The following is a 15964-nucleotide window of genomic DNA, read 5'->3' as shown; positions in this document are numbered from 1 at the left end:
ATGTTGTACGATACTATCGGTCGGAAAGAGAGCGAGTGGGCTGGAATGACGGCGAGTCAGGTCCGAGGTGTCGGCGAACAGCCGGGCTCTGTTCTCGTTATTCCCGTCGGAAGCGTCGAACAGCACGGAAACCATCTCCCGGTCGTCACCGACACACTCCTGGTCGAGGCGATGGTCGACACTGCTATCGAGCGTCTGGACGACGTGCCTGTCGTCGTGACGCCGCCGGTCTGGAGCGGGTTCTCGCCACACCATCTGTCGTTCGGTGGGACTCTGTCACTCGAGTTCGCGCACTTGCGAGCAACACTTGAAGATATCGCACACGCTGGCATCCAGAACGGATTCGATGCGGTGCTGTTCGTCAATGGCCACGGCGGGAACAGTTCACTCATCGACGCCGTCGTGAGTACCGTGGGCGTCGACACCGATGCGGAGGTACTCGGAACGACGTACTTCCACCTGGCGTCGGATCGAATCGAGGAACTCCGAACGACCGAGACGGGAGGGATGGCCCACGGCGGCGAGTTCGAGACGTCCCTCATGCTTGCGCTCCGACCGGACCTCGTGGGCGACCCGGAGGTCCGCGACGGGGAACCGATGGACGAACACTACAGATGGGGTGGACAGGACCTGCTCGACGGGGGCAACGTCGCCGTCTATCGTTCCTTCGACGAGTATTCCACGTCCGGTGCCATCGGGACGCCGAAGCAGGCGACTGCCGAGACAGGCGAACGAATCCGCTCGGTCATCGGCGACGAACTCGCGGCCCTCATGACCGCGATTCACGAGAGCAATTCCTGACCAATGAGCCACACAACACAAAGAATTATGTACATGGAAGTAGGTGACATTAATGATGCAGCCCGATAACAACGACAGGTCTGTCGAGGACAGTATCGACCGCCGACAGCTTCTCCAAGCACTCGGCGCAGGCGGTGCCATCGCCATCGCCGGGTGTAGCGGCGACGGTGGGGGCGGTGGTGACGGCAACGGTGAGAGCGGCGGTGACGGCGACAGTGGGAGCGGCGGTGACGGCAGTACGCAGAGCGTGCAGTTCCTCACGATGGGCGTCGGAGACAACATCAAGCAGTTCTTCGAGGAGAACAACGCGGCCTTCGAGGACGAGCACGACGTCGACGTAGAGTTCACCAGCGTGACGTGGGACAACGCGCGTCAAACTGTGAACAACCGTGTCGACGGCGGCGAAGCGCCCGACGTCAGCCGGTGGCCGGCGCGCTGGATTCCACAGCTCGTGGGCAAGGACGCGCTCGAACCGCTCGACGACATGATGGACGGGGAGTTCGGTGAGCAGTTCTACGACGGCGTGGCCGAGGGAACGATGTACAACGGCTCCCACTACGGCGTGCCGTGGGCCGCCTCGAACAAGTGCCTCTACTACAACAAAGACGTCTTCGAGACGGCAGGGCTCGACCCCGAAGACCCGTCGCTCGATTCGTGGCAGGATATGCTGGATGCCGCAACGCAGATCCGTGACAGCGATGCGAGCGTGCCGGCACTGGGGCTTGCAGGGGCTGACGCAATCGAGACCGGGTCGCAGTACTACCACTACCACTGGTCACACGGGGCGGACCTCGTCGACGACGAGGGACTGCCGGTCGTGAACTCCAGCGGCGCTGTCGAGGCCCTCTCGTTGTACACCGACCTCCACCTCGAACACAACGTCACACAGTCGTCACCGCTCTCCTCGACTCGGCAGGACATCCGGCAGCTGTTCGAGAACGGTGACCTCGGGATGGTTATCGGGCACGTCTACACGGGACTCAACATCACCGCCGCGAAGGAAAACGGTGAGGTCGACTTCGACTACGGCATCGTCCAGGTGCCGCGTGGCCCTGAGGGCCGGTACAGCCTGTTCACTATCGACACGCTCGCCGTCCTGAGTCAGAGCGAGCACAAGGACCTCGCCCGGGACCTGATCCGGTTCTACTTCGACGAGGAGCGGCGGTTCCAGTACTCGAAGCAGAAAGGGTTCCTCCCCGTCGTCGAAGCCGTCGGTGAGCGCTCACACTTCTCAGACTCGAAGAACTGGGGACCGTTCGTCGAGGCGGGGCAGTACGCTCGTGCCCGGCCGAAGCTCAGTAACTTCAGCGAGTTCAACGACCGGATGGTCCAGGCCATTCAGGAGGCACTGGCGGACCGGAAGTCACCGCAGAAAGCGCTCAACGATGCCCAGAGTGATCTCGAAGATGCCATGGAGTGACAGACAGGGATGAGCCTGGCAGAGGAATACACCGAGGCGTCCGACGACTCACGTCTCGAACGAGGATTGGCGTACGTCCAGCGCAACAGCCGGGCGTACCTTCTCATCGCTCCCGCGGCCGTGTTCCTGCTGGCCGTCGTCGGGTATCCGATTATCGAGACGTTTCGGCTGTCACTGTACCAGTCACCCGCCGACTCGAACATCGAGACGTTCGTCGGGCTCCAGCACTACGTCGAGATATTCAACAGCGACATCTTCTACCGCCTGCTCTGGCAGACCGGTCGCTGGGTCGTCGTTGGCGTCGCGGGCAAGACACTGCTTGGACTGCTGATAGCCGTTCACCTCAAAGGAGACATCCGCGGTCGGAAGTTCTTCCGTACGGCGTTTCTCATTCCGTGGGGGATTCCATACGCTATCTCCGCTGTGGTGTTCCGGTGGATAGAGCACCCGCAGTTCGGCTATCTCAACGCTATCCTGCTGAAACTCGGCATCATCGAGCAGGGAATCGGTATCCTCGGAAACCCGAGCATCGCGTGGCTCGGCGTCGTCGTGGCCGACATCTGGATCGGGACACCGTTCATGGCGATTATCTTCCTCGCGGGCCTGCAGTCGATACCCCAGGAACTGTACGAGGCAGCCGCCATCGACGGTGCCGAGAAGTGGCATCAGTTCCGGTACATCACGCTCCCGCAACTGAAGAGCGTCGTCCTGATTGCCACGCTGCTGTCGACGATATGGACGTTCGTCAGTTTCGACGTCATCTGGACGATGACCGGCGGCGGCCCGATCAGTTCGACGGCGACGCTCGTCATCCACATCTACCAGGTGGGCCTCCAGAACGGGAACCTCGGACGCGGAGCCGCCTACAGTGTCATCGGGTTCCTGTTCCTGTTCGTCTTCGCTATCATCTACCTGCGCATCTACACGCGAGGGGGTGACGAGCTATGACGATGGCAGGCCACAACCGGAGCAATCTCCGCAAAGTCAGACTCTATGGCGTGCTGATCGGACTGCTCGGGCTCATGATGTTGCCGTTCTACGCGATGTTCTCGAGCACGCTCAAGCCGGAGTCAGAGATATTCGCTGCGCCAGCGACGCTGGTCCCCAGCGACCCCAGCATACAGGCGTATCTGCAGGTCTGGACACAGACCGACGTGCTGCTATGGGTCGGGAACAGCTTCATCATCTCGGTTGGGACGGTGGTGTTGACGCTTCTGTTGGCGATACCGGCCGCGTACTCGTGTGCCCGGAACGACTTCGTCGGGAAGCGAACCTTCCTCCTCTCCGTGCTGGTCGTGCAGATGTTCGCACCGGTCGTGTTAATCGTCGGTCTCTTCGACGTTATCACCCAGATGGGGCTGTTCAACACCTATCTCGCTGTAATCGTCCCGGCAGCGGCGTTCACGCTACCGTTCAACGTCTGGATGCTGTACGGGTACTTCAAGACGATACCCGTCGCGCTCGAAGAATCTGCGCGTATCGACGGCGCGAGTCAACTGCAAATCCTCACGAAGATTGTGCTCCCGCTCACGAAGCCAGCGCTGGTCGCCAGTGTCACCTACACCTTCCTCTACGCCTGGAACCGGCTGCTGTTCGTGCTCACCTTCCTCACTGACAGTGCGAAGTACAACATCCCGCGCGGGGTCTTCTCGATGGTCGGCGCGCTGCAGACCGACTGGCGGATGATGCTCACTGTGTCTGTCATCGGCATTATCCCACTCCTGATTTTATTCGCCTTCTTGGAGGAGTATATCGTCGCAGGGATGACGGCTGGCGCGGTCAAGGAGTAGCTGCCTCTACTTTTATTATCGTCACGATAGTTGGTCGCGTATGGAATTCGCGATGTGGGCGTACCCGTGGGACCTTCTGGACGAAGGCCCGTCCGAGGTGGAACGGCGACTGCGTGACATCGGCATCGACGAGCTGAATCTCGCGACGAACTACCACACCGTGCAGGCGTTCACGCCGCACAATCCGGAGCGCCGGACGCTGTTTGCCCGCGCGAGTTCGTATTTCCAGCCCGGCCCGGAGTACGGCGACCTCGAACCAGTTCCGTACGAACAGATGGACGGCGACTGGGTCGCAGACGCCGCCGCCGGTTTGTCTGACCTGAGGCTCAATTCGTGGACAGTCGGCTGCCACAACTCCCGGCTCGGGATGGCCAACCCGGAATACACGCTGGAATCTGCACACGGTGACGACCTGATCTTCGGCCTGTGTCCCTCCCAGCCTGCGGTCCAGACGTATCTCTCGGCACTGGTTTCGGATCTGGCGTCCCGCGATGAGTTCGCTCGTATCGAACTGGAAACGTTCGATTACTTCTACGGAACGGGCTTTGGCTGGCACCACCAGAAGATTCACGCACGGTTAGGGGTACTCGGAGAGTTCCTGTTCGGGCTGTGCTTCTGTCCGCACTGTCGCGAGAATGCGAAGGCCGCGGGCGTCGATACTGAACGGGCACGCGCGACTGTCGCCGGCACGCTGGACGATATCGTCGCCGGGGACGTGGCACACGACCGTTCGCCGGACGGCTGGCTCGCGGAGCACGAAACCGTCGCCGCATACGTCGACGTCCGCGAACAGACGCTGTCGTCACTGTACGCCAGACTGGCTGACGCCGCTGGAACGACGCCGCTTGGCTACTACGTCGGCGCACCGGAACCCGGCCGCGAGTGGCTAGTCGGGGCCGACCTGCAGGCACTCTCGAACCACGTCGATTACTACTGCCTTCCGGCTTACGAGTCGACGAGCGAAGCGGTCATAGAGGCATACGACGCCGTCGAGACAGTTGTCGATGACGTGCCACTCCACGTCGGGCTCCTGCCGGGCCATCCAGCCATCCACGACGAGGCGACCGTTGTCGATATCGTACAGACCCTCAACTCGAAGGGAGTGCCGCGGCTCTCGTTCTATAATTACGGACTGCTCCCGGAGCAGTCACTGGAGTGGGTCGGAACCGCCGTCGACGCGGTTCGCGGATAGGGGCAAACGGTACTTTGATATCGGTTCACGAACGACAGGTATGCATGGAGATAACCGGCGTGTCAGCGGTCACTGTAGATGTACCGCTGGCCGACCTAGATGAACATCTCGGTATCGGGCCGTACGTGACCAATCACGGGAAGCTACACTCGATGGAACGGGTGCTCGTCCGTGTCGACACGGATGAGGGGATCAGCGGCTGGGGCGAGATGCGTGTCTTCCTGTCACCGGCGGCCACCGAGTCGATTATCGAAGACGGCGTTGGCCCGATGATCGAGGGCCAGTCGCCGTTCGAAATCGAGCGGCTCCGACGGCAGGTGTTCGTCGAGTACACGAACGTGGATATGTTCTTTGCGGCGGTCGAAACAGCCTGCTGGGACATCGTCGGCAAAGCCCTCGACAGACCGGTGTACGAGTTGCTCGGCGGGTGGACGGCACCGACACAGGGGGCTCAGCAACACCGGCAAAGCGTCGATGGCAACAGTAGTGCACCGACGGCTGTCCCCGTTGCGTTCTGTCTTGGTATCCTCTCACCCGAGGAGTCCCGTATCAAGGCCCGAGAAGCGCTCGAAGCCGGCTTTACTGTCCTCAAAACGAAGGCGGGTCGGGACTGGCGACAGGACGTCGAGCGAATCAAAGCGATGCACGATGAAGTCGACGGCCAGCTAGAGTTCCGACTCGACCCGAACCAGGGCTGGACGCTCGACCAGGCAGTTCGGGTCGGCGCGATGCTGGAAGATGCCGGAATCTACCTGCAGTACATGGAGCAGCCGATTCGAGTCGATTCACACAGGTCGCTCGCCCGACTCCGGCAACGACTCCGCCAGCCCATCGCGCCGAACGAGGATACGTATATCTCGCATAATCTGCAATCGCTCGTGGAAGCCGGCGCGATGGACGTCGGCGTTATCGACCTGACTCCTGCCGGCGGCATCAGTGGTATTCGACAGCAGGCCGCCATCCTCGAAGACGCCGGTGTTCCCTTTACGCACCACTGTGCGTTCGACCTGGGGATTCGAACCGCGGCGATCCTCCACGCGTTCACCGGCATCCCGGGCTTTTCGTTGCCCCCGGATTCGACGTACTACGGCTGGGAGGCAGACGTCATCGAGGCTCCGTTCGACGTCAGCGACGGCTGCCTTCCCGCCCCAGAGGGCCCCGGTCTCGGCATCAGTATCGACGTGGACGCCGTCGAGGAGTATCGAATCACATGAGCGGCGGAGAGCAACTTTCAAGAGGGCAGGTTACGTGGGTGTCGGTGTCATGGTAGAGCTATCATTAGCGGACCGGCCAGCCATTGTGACTGGAGCGTCGCGGGGTATCGGGCGCGAGATCGCGGCCCGGTTCGCCGAAGCGGGTGGCGACGTCGTCGTCTGCTCGCGCACTTACGAGGACGTCGAAGCGGTTGCGACGGAGTTGACCGACACACACGATGGCCGCGTTGTTCCGGTCGAATGTGACGTCACAGACCGGGCAGCGGTACGGGACCTCGTCGACACGACCATCGAGGAGTTCGGGGACATCCGGGTCCTCGTGAACAACGCTGGCGGCGCAGACGAGTCCGCCAATCTGTTGCACCGGTGTGACGAGGACACCTTCGAGTCGATGCTCGACCTGAACCTGAAGAGCCAGTTCCTCCTGAGCAAAGAGGTACTGCCGGCGATGGTCGCAGCCGGCGGCGGGTCGATGATCCACATGGGATCGGTCAACGGCCTGTTCGGTATCGGGCTTTCCGGCTACTCCGAGGCGAAAAGCGGACTGCTGGCACTGTCCCGGAACATCGCCGCCCATTACGGTCAGCACGGGATCCGCTCGAACGTTATCTCGGCGGCGACCATCGAAACAGCGAACAGGCGGGCGGAGATGGAGAACACGGAGGAACGGACCGGTGAGACGAGCGCACGGGAGCGCTGGCTCGACCAGTACCCGCTCGGTCGGTTCGGGACACCGAGGGAAGTCGCTGATACGACCCTGTTCCTCGCCTCCGGGCTGTCGAGTTTCGTTACCGGTGAGAACCTGGTGCTCGACGGCGGATTGACGACGAGCCTGCCGACATCGTTCATCAACGAAGTCTACGACGCGGACGACCAGCCGACGACAAATTGACTCACGACCCATGGAAGAACTAACAACTGCCGACGCCCCCGACAGTATCGGACCGTACTCACAAGGCATCGCTAGCGGTGACCGGGTTTACGTTTCCGGACAGGGACCGGTCGACCCGGACACCGGCGAGGTAATCCAGGGCACGCCCGGCGAACAGACTCGGCGCACACTCCGAAACGTAGCGGCCGTTCTGGATGCCGGTGGTGCTTCGCTCGACGATGTGGTGAAAGCGACGGTGTTCGTGAGCGATATGCGGTACTACGACGAGGTGAACGAAGTGTACGGTGAGCTCATGTCACCCCCCTATCCCGCTCGCAGCGCTGTGGAGGTGGTTAAACTGCCAGTGGACATCGACGTCGAGATAGAAGTTATCGCAGAACGGTAGTATGTCGCATCTGGTAGTTTTCGACCTCGACGGGACACTCACGCGACAACGCGGTGGGTTCGAGCTGTTGCACACACTCTACGGAACGACACCGGCGGCCGATACACTGATGGAGCGGTTCGAGGCCGGTCAGATTACGTTCGCGGAGTGGTGTCGAGGTGCGGTCGACGTGTGGCGTGCGAACGATATCACCCGGACAGATATCACCCGTGCGACTCGGGCCGTCAAGCCGAAAGCGGGTGCCGTCGACCTCCTCGACCACCTCCAGCATACGGATATCAGATTCGGCATTCTCAGTGCCGGCGTTGCAAACCTCGCGACGCAGTTCGAGCAGTACGAGCCAGCGTTCGTTCGCGGAAACTGGCTTCGGTTCGAAGATGGCCGGATTTCGGGTATCGATGTCGGTGTCGGTCCCGATCAGAAAGGAGAACTACTGAGAGAGATCCGAATCACGCAGAACCCTTCGTCAATCACCTATATCGGCGACTCACACACTGATACGGAGGCGTTCGTCGAGGCAGATACCGCGGTGTTGTTCGACCCGGACGAACGCATTCCCGAGACAGCAATCGACTCAGCGGATACAATCGTAGAAAGTGCGAATATAGGAGAGGTACGGAGTCAAATTCACACGATTTAGCTATGTATTCGCCAATAGAAGTCTGCTATTCGCAAATATACACAGATTCTCAGTACATTCCGTGATGGAAGTTTTCAGAGAGATGATTTTCCAATTCATATGGCGGAGACGATATCCAGATAGGCGATCTGACTGTGACGGAGCGTGCGGTGTGAGAGTTAGACCGCTGTCGAAGTTACGTACTGGTCTCGGTCGAGTATGCACAGACAACTGCAGTCCTGCCGTCAGCACTGCGTCAAGTGTTCGCTGACGCAGTGGCAACATCTAGCAATTTGCAACGGGCTTCGACGGCCCTTTTACCGTCGGGAGGTGACCGGCAACTGAATGAGTCGCTATCGAACGACCGGTTGCTTTCTCCTTCTGGCTGCAATCTGGGGTACTGCATTCATGGCGACAGACGTCGGCCTCGCCGACCTGCCGCCGGTACCGTTCGCCGCCGCCCGCTTCGACATCGCCTCCGTCCTCCTGTTCGCCGCGTTGACCGTCACAGGGTCGCTAGAACGACCGCAAACGCGCGATGACTACGTGTACGTCGTCGTCGGCGGTGCGCTCATGATCGGGGTCCACCACGTATTCCTGTTCACCGGACAGCAGTACGTCACCGGGGCTGTCGCCGCCGTCCTGCTCGGTCTCGTCCCCGTCGTGACGCCCGCGCTGACGAAGCTCGCGTCCAGCGATGACACGTTCACCGCGAATACCGGTGTCGGCGTAGTACTCGGGTTCGTCGGCGTCATCGTCATCGCTGACCCCGACCCGGCGAATCTCCTCAGCAGCACTATCGGGATCGCGCTCGTGTTTGCGTCGGCGCTGGCGTTTGCCATCCCAGCCGTCGTCACGCACGACACCAGTCCGTCGATGTCGTTTCTGGCCACACAGGCCTGGCTGATGGCTATCGGGGCCGTTGTCCTCCATGTCACCGTGCTCGCGCTCCCCGGACAGTCGTTTGCAGACGCATCGTGGACGCTGTCCGCGTTTGCGGCGCTGCTGTATTTGGCCGTCGTCGCCGGTATCGGCGGTTTCCTGCTGTACTTCCGGCTACTTGACCAGCTAGGTCCTATCGAGATGAGCTTCATCGAGTACGTGATTCCGCTGTTCGCCGCACTCGCCGGCTGGCTCGTGCTGGGGCAGCAGGTCACACTCGCGACCGTTGGTGGGTTCGCGTGCATCCTCATGGGATTCATCGTAGCGAAGTGGGCGACGTTGCGAGCGGAACTTCGTCGGGTCGTCGAACCGAGAACCAATCCGCGGGCCGACTGACCAGAGACGAGTCCTAAGACTGTCACTGATTGGACCCTACCACTTCAGGAGAAGCGATAGCGGAGCGAGAAACGGTAAGAATGACCGTCAGGCAGGAGTGATAGCGGCCTTGGATTTCTGAAAACATGCGAACTACAGCCGTTATTTTGCTATCTTTTCAGCGGATCGGCGACAGGACTTGCTATGTACCGACAAATCCGTCTGCAAACGGAATCTTGTAAGCGAAGCCCGCATCATAGCCGCGTGCACATACTGGCGGGGCTGACGGGTTTTTATAAGACTACCCGTTGCTGTGTACTATGATACAACCCATTCGCACGCTATGGAGCCGGTATCGATCCATCCCACTCATCTGGCGTATCTTCGTCGCCTTCGTACTGGGCGCAGGTGCTGGTATCGCGTTCGGGGAGCAGATGGCTGTCGTCAGACCAGTGGGCGACCTCTTCCTTCGGCTGCTCAATATGCTGGTCATCCCGATCATCGTCTTCACACTGCTGACCGGGATTCGACAGCTCTCCCCCGCGAAGCTTGGAAGGATCGGCGGTGCGACAGTCGGGCTCTATGCCCTGACGACGACCCTCGCAGGTATCGTTGGCCTCGCGGTTGCAAACGTGCTTCAGCCGGGCCGGGGGCTCGAGTTCGGCGGCGGTGAAGCGCAATCGAAAGCGCCGCCGTCGCTGCTGGATGTCGTTCTCGGTATCGTGCCGAACAATCCCGTCGCGGCGCTCGCGGAGGGGAATCTGCTGGCGACGGTTTTCTTCGTCATCGTGTTCGGAATCGCGCTGACGTACGTCCGCGCCCAGCAAGACGCGCTCGCGGATAGTGTCGATTCAGTGTTCGAGGCCTTCGAAGTGGGTGCTGAAGCGATGTTTGTCATCGTTCGTGGGGTCCTCGAATTCGGTGTGCTTGGTGTATTCGCATTGATGGCGTCCGGAATCGGCACTGAAGGTATCGGACTGTTCTCCTCACTGGGCGAACTCGTGCTGGCAGTCACTATCGCAATCGTCATTCACATCGGCTTCACCTATCTCGTTCTCTTGATGGGCGTGGTTGCCGACGTGTCACCGATTGCGTTCCTCAGCGGGGCGAAAGACGCGATGGTAACCGCGTTCGCGACTCGGTCCTCGAGCGGAACGCTCCCCGTCACGATGCGTAATGCGGACGAAGACCTGCAGATCGCCGAGCGGGTGTATTCATTCACGCTCCCAGTCGGTGCAACAGCGAACATGGACGGGGCCGCCATCCGGCAGGCAGTCACCGTGATGTTCGCCGCGAACGTCGTCGGACAGCCACTGGTGCTCACAGAACAGGTCTTCGTCTTGATCGTGGCCGTTCTCATCAGCATCGGAACCGCCGGCGTTCCGGGAGCGGGCATCGTCATGCTCACCGTGATTCTCACGCAGGTCGGCCTCCCGCTGGAGGTCGTCGGGTTCGTCGCTGGCGTCGACCCCATTCTCGGGCGGATTGCGACGATGAACAACGTCACCGGCGACCTCGCAGTTTCGACCGTCGTCGGGAAGTGGAACGACGGACTCGACCTAAGTGAGGGCGTCTGGTCACGAAATCTGAGCGGCGTCGTCGAGTTCGTTCCCGGTGACGACTAGAAGGCCCCGGCGGTCGTGATTGAAACAGAGACTAATGCTGGTACAGTTGTTATCTTAACGTATAAGAGCCGAAATACTTCTGGCGACTGAACTGACAGCGGCAGTGTGGGCGATTTCCGGGCCGGTGACACCAGCCAGAACCGTTTGTCCGGCCGACTAGTGGTAGCTTTGCGGTTTCAGAAACCGCGCGGTACCGGTTGCCGTTTTACTTGGTTCGTTTCCGTTCCTGTGTCGGGTGGTCTGTGACGTACACTTTCGTCTGGTCCGGAACGTCGTCGGTGACCCAGGAGTTCGCCCCGATACTGACGTGGTCGCCAACGGTGATAGCGCCCAGGACTTTCGTGCCCGCGCCGATGACGACGTGGTCGCCGATATCCGGGTGCCGTTTGTACCCCTTTTTCAATCTGTGTTCGTCGCTCTCGTCGGCTTCGAAGTGGAGCGCCCCGAGCGTCACGTCCTGATAGAGACGGACCCATTCCCCGACGGTCGTGGTTTCGCCGATGACAACGCCGGTCCCGTGGTCGATGAAAAAGTAGTCGCCGATTTCAGCGCCGGGATGGATGTCGATACCGGTCTCAGTCTTGGCGTATTCGGTGAGTTCGCGAGCGTACTCAGAGGCACCGGCCTCGTAGAGTGTGTGTGCGACCCGTTGTACGAGTATCGCCATGAACCCCGGATAAGATCGGATGATTTCCATGTACGTCTTCGCCGCCGGATCGCCCTTGAACGCGGCCTCGACGTCTTTCTTGAGTCGCGTTCGAACCGCTGGGAGTTGATCGATGACGGCGTCGACTGTCTCGGCGGGGTCAGATCCGGAGTACGGTCTGATACCGGCAAAGAAGAGGCCGCCAAGAGCGTCGAGACGGTCCAGCACGGCGAGTTCGTCCCGGACCAGTTCGGCGGCGTTCCAGCAGGTCGGGAAGAACAGTCGCTTGAGGATATCGACTTCCGGCCGTCGGTGTTCCCGTCGCGGGAACTCCATCTGTGTCTGGGTAGGGAACGGCGCTTCGTCGGCCCGGTACGCCTCGAACAGTTTCTCGTGTGTGTCGCCCGTGTAACAGTAGTCCATATCGAATGGTTGGCCTGAACCACCTTAGTTTTGAAACAACAGTTATCTTTTTCCCTATATGTTGTGTTCTCGCTGGCCCTGTAGAATTAGGACCGAGTAGAACCCCGCACTGAGAGGTAGCTATTTGATACTGGATTGTCATTGAGTCTGTATGAACGGCGAGTGCTACTTCTGTCACGGCATCGTTTCGGCACCAGAAGAGGGCCATATCTGGCTGCGTGAGCACGATAGTCACGAGGTGTACATGCACGAACAGTGTGCCAGCGGTCACAACGTCATCGAAGGGGGGCAGAACCCGGCCGGTGAACTCCTGATTACGTGCCCGGAATGTGGCGAAGTCGAAACCGTCTAACAACGGCCGCAGACAGCCCTGCGAACGGGTACCAGTCCTGTCCTACGGGAGCGTAATATCGACGCCGGACTGCAGGCTGGCCGCTTTCACAGTGTTGTACATCAGCATCGCGATGGTGAGCGGGCCGACGCCGCCCGGAACCGGCGTGATGGCGTCCGCCATCGCTTTCGCGCTCTCGAAGTCCACATCGCCGACGAGTTCGTATCCCTTGTCGGTGTCAGCATCGACCCGATTGATACCCACGTCGATGACCGTGGTGCCGTCCGAGAGCATGGACCCGTCTATCATTTCCGGAACCCCGGCGGCGGCGATCACGATGTCCGCGCTGCGGGTCTTTTCGGCGAGGTCCTCGGTCCGGGAGTGACAGACGGTCGTCGTCGCGTTCCCGCCCGGCCCGTACTGGATGAGCAGGTTCGCCATCGGTTTGCCGACGATGTCCGAGCGACCGACGACAACGGCGTCTTTCCCTTCCGTCTCGACACCAGTTTCGGCCAGTATCTTCTGTATTCCGTGGGGCGTACAGGGCTTGTATCGTGCGTTCCCCGCGACGAGCCGGCCGACGTTTTCGGGATGAAACCCATCGACGTCTTTCATCGGATCGATGCGCTCCAATACGTCGCGTTTGGTAACGTGGACGGGGACCGGCATCTGTACGAGGATTCCGTGGACGGCCGGGTCCGCGTTCAGTTCGTCGATGGTCGAAAACAGCGTCTCAGCCGGTTCGTCCGCGCTGATTTCGTGATGGAACCCCTCGATGCCGATCTCCTCACAGGCCTGCTGTTTCATTGAGACGTACGTCTCACTCGCGCCGTCGTCGCTCATCAACACCGTCGCCAGCCCTGGTGTGACACCCTCGCTGACGAGCGTGTCCGTGCACGCCGCGACGCCCGCTGTGATCTGGTCGCCGATCTCGTTGCCGTCGATGATTGTAGTCATTATTGCTAGGTTCGCTATCGTCCCGGGAGTCCCCGGTCAGGTGTCCGGAGTGGGAACCGCTGCTGGACGGTCGGCTGCCGGGGCCGGGCAAGCGTTCGATACCCGTCTCAAACCCTGCGGGTATAGTGGGAGATGCGGAATAGTCCAACCGTTGAAGTCCCGACGGCTATTCGTCCAGTGAGCCACCACAAGCGGTCGACAAATCGACAGTATTTCCGACAGAGGTCGGGGGACCGAAGGTTTTTGTCCGAACCCGTGGTTGGTCTACACAACCATACCGGGAGGCATGAGCCTCTCGTCCGGGAGCAACTGCACTATGAGTGAGATTCGGATCAGCACCGACAGAGAATCGTTCATCGAAACCGCGAGGACCGCAGCGGACTGCGCTCGCGTGCCGGTCGAAGCACGCGTCACAGTCCCTGACCCGTTCGAGGCGTATCGCCGTGTACGGGACGGGAACGCAGACGGCTTCTATCTCGAAACGACCGGCGGGCAGTCGGGCTGGGGGTACTTCGGCGTCAACCCGGTCGAGCAAATCGAAGTCTCTGCGGGGGCAACGCCCGCACAGGACGGCGGGAGTCCGAGTATCGAGGCCATCGACGAGCTACTCGACCGCGAACACCTGGTGCGGGGTGACTGTACGGTTCCGTACCCGTGTGGCGCGTTCGGCTGGCTGTCGTACGACGTGGCGCGGGAGCTCGAAGATATCCCGGAGACGACCGTTTCGGACGGCCTCCCACGGCTCCAGTTAGGCGTCTTCGACTGCGTCGCCGCGTGGGAGGAGCCACACGACGGGGAGGTGGAACTACACGTAACAGCGTGTCCCATCGTCGACGGGTCTCCTGGAGCGGCATACGGCCGCGGCCGTGAGATGGCCCGCGAACTGGCCGAGGACGCCATCCGCGGTGAGACACACGTCCGGGCCCAGCCGACCGCGGCGAGTCAGGCCACCTTCGAGAGCGAGTGCGGCGAGGCGGCGTTTGCCGACCGCGTCCGACAGATAAAACAGTACGTCAGGGACGGCGACACGTTCCAGACGAACGTGTCACACCGGCTGACCGCCCCGGCGGCCGTCCACCCGGTCGACACCTTCGACGCCGTCCGCCGGGTGAACCCGGCCCCGTACTCGGCACTGCTCGAGTTCCCCGGCGTCGACCTCGTTAGCGCCAGCCCGGAGCTGTTGCTGGACGTCGATGGCGACCAGTTGCTCACGGAACCGATTGCCGGAACGCGCCCCAGAGGCGAGACGCCGGTAGAGGACGAGGAACTAGAGGCAGACCTCTATAGCGACGAGAAGGAGCGGGCCGAACACGCGATGCTGGTCGACCTCGAACGCAACGACCTCGGCAAGGTCAGCGAGTACGGGTCCGTCGACGTCGCCGAGTACCGCCGCGTCGACCGGTACTCCGAAGTGATGCACCTCGTCTCTCTCATCGAAGGGGAGTTGCGCGACGACGTGAGCATCGCTGACGCGGTCGCTGCGGTGTTCCCCGGCGGAACTATCACCGGCGCACCCAAACCCCGGACGATGGAGATTATCGACGAGGTGGAGACGACGCGCCGGGGGCCGTACACCGGTAGTATCGGGATGTTCGGTTTCGACGAGCGAGCCACGCTGAACATCACCATCAGGACGCTGGTTCACTACGATGGCGAATATCGGCTTCGGGTCGGAAGCGGCATCGTGCACGACTCCGTCCCGGAAGCGGAGTACCAAGAGACGCTGGATAAGGCCCGTGCGCTCGTCACCGCTGTCGACGAGGCGCTCGGCGAACAGGGGTCGTTCGCGGTCGAATCCGGGACCGAACCGATGGAGGGGATGCGATGATACTCATCATCGACAACTACGACTCCTTCGCCTACAATCTGGTCCAGTACGTCGGCGAGTTCGACGCTGTCACCGTCCGCCGGAACGACGCTATCGACGTGGACGGCATCCGCGACCTCGACCCGGACGGCGTCGTCGTCTCGCCGGGCCCCGGGACGCCGGCGGATGCCGGCGTGTCAATCGACGTTTTCGCCGAGACGGAGTACCCTGCGCTCGGCGTCTGTCTGGGCCACCAGGCGCTCTGTGCGGCCCACGGAACCCCCGTCGGCCATGCACCGGACGTGGTCCACGGGAAATCCTCGGAAGTCCACCACGACGGGACGGGGCTGTACGACGGGGTCGACGACCCCTTCGAAGTCGGGCGGTATCACTCGCTGGCTGTCGAGGCCACGGAACTACCGGACACGCTCGAGGAAACAGCCCACACGAACGACGAGCAGGGCATCGTGATGGGCGTCCAGCACGCCGAGAAACCACACATCGGCGTCCAGTTCCACCCGGAAAGCATCTTGACTGACGCCGGGAAACAGATCGTCGAGAACTTCTGTACCGGGATCGCCGAGGCCTGAACCCGGTAGCAGACG

16 protein-coding genes are annotated in these 15964 nt (G+C 61.2%); 14 read left to right on the top strand and 2 right to left on the bottom strand.

The genetic code is table 11. The features are described from left to right. The 11 genes from VI234_RS13130 to VI234_RS13080 all read left to right on the top strand — a co-directional run bounded on the left by VI234_RS13130 (position 1) and on the right by VI234_RS13080 (position 11195). Positions 1–801: a creatininase family protein gene (locus VI234_RS13130; RefSeq protein ID WP_008312263.1), complete on the top strand. Its 801-nt coding sequence runs from the start codon at positions 1–3 to the stop codon at positions 799–801. Between the two features lie 55 nt (positions 802–856). Continuing rightward, complete coding sequence (locus tag VI234_RS13125) at positions 857–2221, top strand: ABC transporter substrate-binding protein (protein ID WP_336330258.1); 1365 nt, start codon at positions 857–859, stop codon at positions 2219–2221. A 9-nt stretch (positions 2222–2230) separates the two neighbouring features. Beyond that, positions 2231–3169 carry a carbohydrate ABC transporter permease gene (locus VI234_RS13120; protein ID WP_336330257.1) on the top strand — a complete coding sequence of 313 codons (939 nt, stop codon included), beginning with the start codon at positions 2231–2233 and terminating at the stop codon, positions 3167–3169. Beyond that, positions 3166–4011, top strand: coding sequence for a carbohydrate ABC transporter permease (locus VI234_RS13115; RefSeq protein WP_336330256.1), 846 nt, complete (start codon positions 3166–3168; stop codon positions 4009–4011). The genes VI234_RS13120 and VI234_RS13115 overlap by 4 nt, the downstream gene beginning before the upstream one ends. Before the next feature lie 40 nt (positions 4012–4051). After that, positions 4052–5203 (top strand): hypothetical protein, encoded by a 1152-nt coding sequence (locus tag VI234_RS13110; RefSeq protein ID WP_336330255.1) that lies wholly within the window; start codon positions 4052–4054, stop codon positions 5201–5203. Positions 5204–5247: 44 nt separating this feature from the next. Continuing rightward, a complete protein-coding gene (locus tag VI234_RS13105) occupies positions 5248–6417 on the top strand; it encodes a mandelate racemase/muconate lactonizing enzyme family protein (protein ID WP_336330254.1) in 1170 nt (389 codons plus the stop codon). A 49-nt stretch (positions 6418–6466) separates the two neighbouring features. Further along, positions 6467–7309, top strand: a complete 843-nt coding sequence (locus VI234_RS13100) for an SDR family NAD(P)-dependent oxidoreductase (protein WP_049943051.1) — start codon at positions 6467–6469, stop codon at positions 7307–7309. 10 nt (positions 7310–7319) lie between these two features. Then, a complete protein-coding gene (locus VI234_RS13095; RefSeq protein WP_008312247.1) occupies positions 7320–7694 on the top strand; it encodes a Rid family detoxifying hydrolase in 375 nt (124 codons plus the stop codon). 1 nt (position 7695) lies between these two features. Further along, positions 7696–8334 carry an HAD family hydrolase gene (locus VI234_RS13090; RefSeq protein ID WP_008312245.1) on the top strand — a complete coding sequence of 213 codons (639 nt, stop codon included), beginning with the start codon at positions 7696–7698 and terminating at the stop codon, positions 8332–8334. A gap of 324 nt (positions 8335–8658) precedes the next feature. After that, a complete protein-coding gene (locus tag VI234_RS13085; protein WP_080504329.1) occupies positions 8659–9591 on the top strand; it encodes a DMT family transporter in 933 nt (310 codons plus the stop codon). A gap of 299 nt (positions 9592–9890) precedes the next feature. Then, entirely contained in the window at positions 9891–11195 is a 1305-nt protein-coding gene (locus tag VI234_RS13080) for a dicarboxylate/amino acid:cation symporter (RefSeq protein WP_008312241.1), read from the top strand. Between the two features lie 205 nt (positions 11196–11400). On the opposite strand, the gene epsC is transcribed toward VI234_RS13080, so the two are convergent. Further along, complete coding sequence (epsC, locus tag VI234_RS13075; protein WP_336330253.1) at positions 11401–12264, bottom strand: serine O-acetyltransferase EpsC; 864 nt, start codon at positions 12262–12264, stop codon at positions 11401–11403. A 151-nt stretch (positions 12265–12415) separates the two neighbouring features. Between epsC and VI234_RS13070 the strand changes: the two genes are divergently transcribed. Next, positions 12416–12616 carry a hypothetical protein gene (locus VI234_RS13070; protein WP_005532967.1) on the top strand — a complete coding sequence of 67 codons (201 nt, stop codon included), beginning with the start codon at positions 12416–12418 and terminating at the stop codon, positions 12614–12616. A gap of 42 nt (positions 12617–12658) precedes the next feature. On the opposite strand, the gene VI234_RS13065 is transcribed toward VI234_RS13070, so the two are convergent. Beyond that, a complete protein-coding gene (locus VI234_RS13065; protein WP_336330252.1) occupies positions 12659–13552 on the bottom strand; it encodes a bifunctional methylenetetrahydrofolate dehydrogenase/methenyltetrahydrofolate cyclohydrolase in 894 nt (297 codons plus the stop codon). Positions 13553–13868: 316 nt separating this feature from the next. Here VI234_RS13065 and VI234_RS13060 point away from each other — a divergent pair, with 316 nt between their 5' ends. Both VI234_RS13060 and VI234_RS13055 read left to right on the top strand, forming a co-directional pair. Continuing rightward, on the top strand, positions 13869–15380 hold the full coding sequence (locus VI234_RS13060) for an anthranilate synthase component I family protein (RefSeq protein WP_336330251.1): 1512 nt from the start codon (positions 13869–13871) through the stop codon (positions 15378–15380). Further along, positions 15377–15949 (top strand): anthranilate synthase component II, encoded by a 573-nt coding sequence (locus VI234_RS13055; RefSeq protein WP_008312236.1) that lies wholly within the window; start codon positions 15377–15379, stop codon positions 15947–15949. Before VI234_RS13060 ends, VI234_RS13055 begins: the two co-directional genes overlap by 4 nt. Positions 15950–15964 lie beyond the last annotated feature (15 nt).

Source organism: Haloarcula sp. CGMCC 1.2071, assembly GCF_037078445.1.
Taxonomy (GTDB): domain Archaea; phylum Halobacteriota; class Halobacteria; order Halobacteriales; family Haloarculaceae; genus Haloarcula; species Haloarcula amylolytica.
Note: the sequence above shows the minus strand (reverse complement) of the source record. Positions and strands in the feature narration are given on the sequence as shown.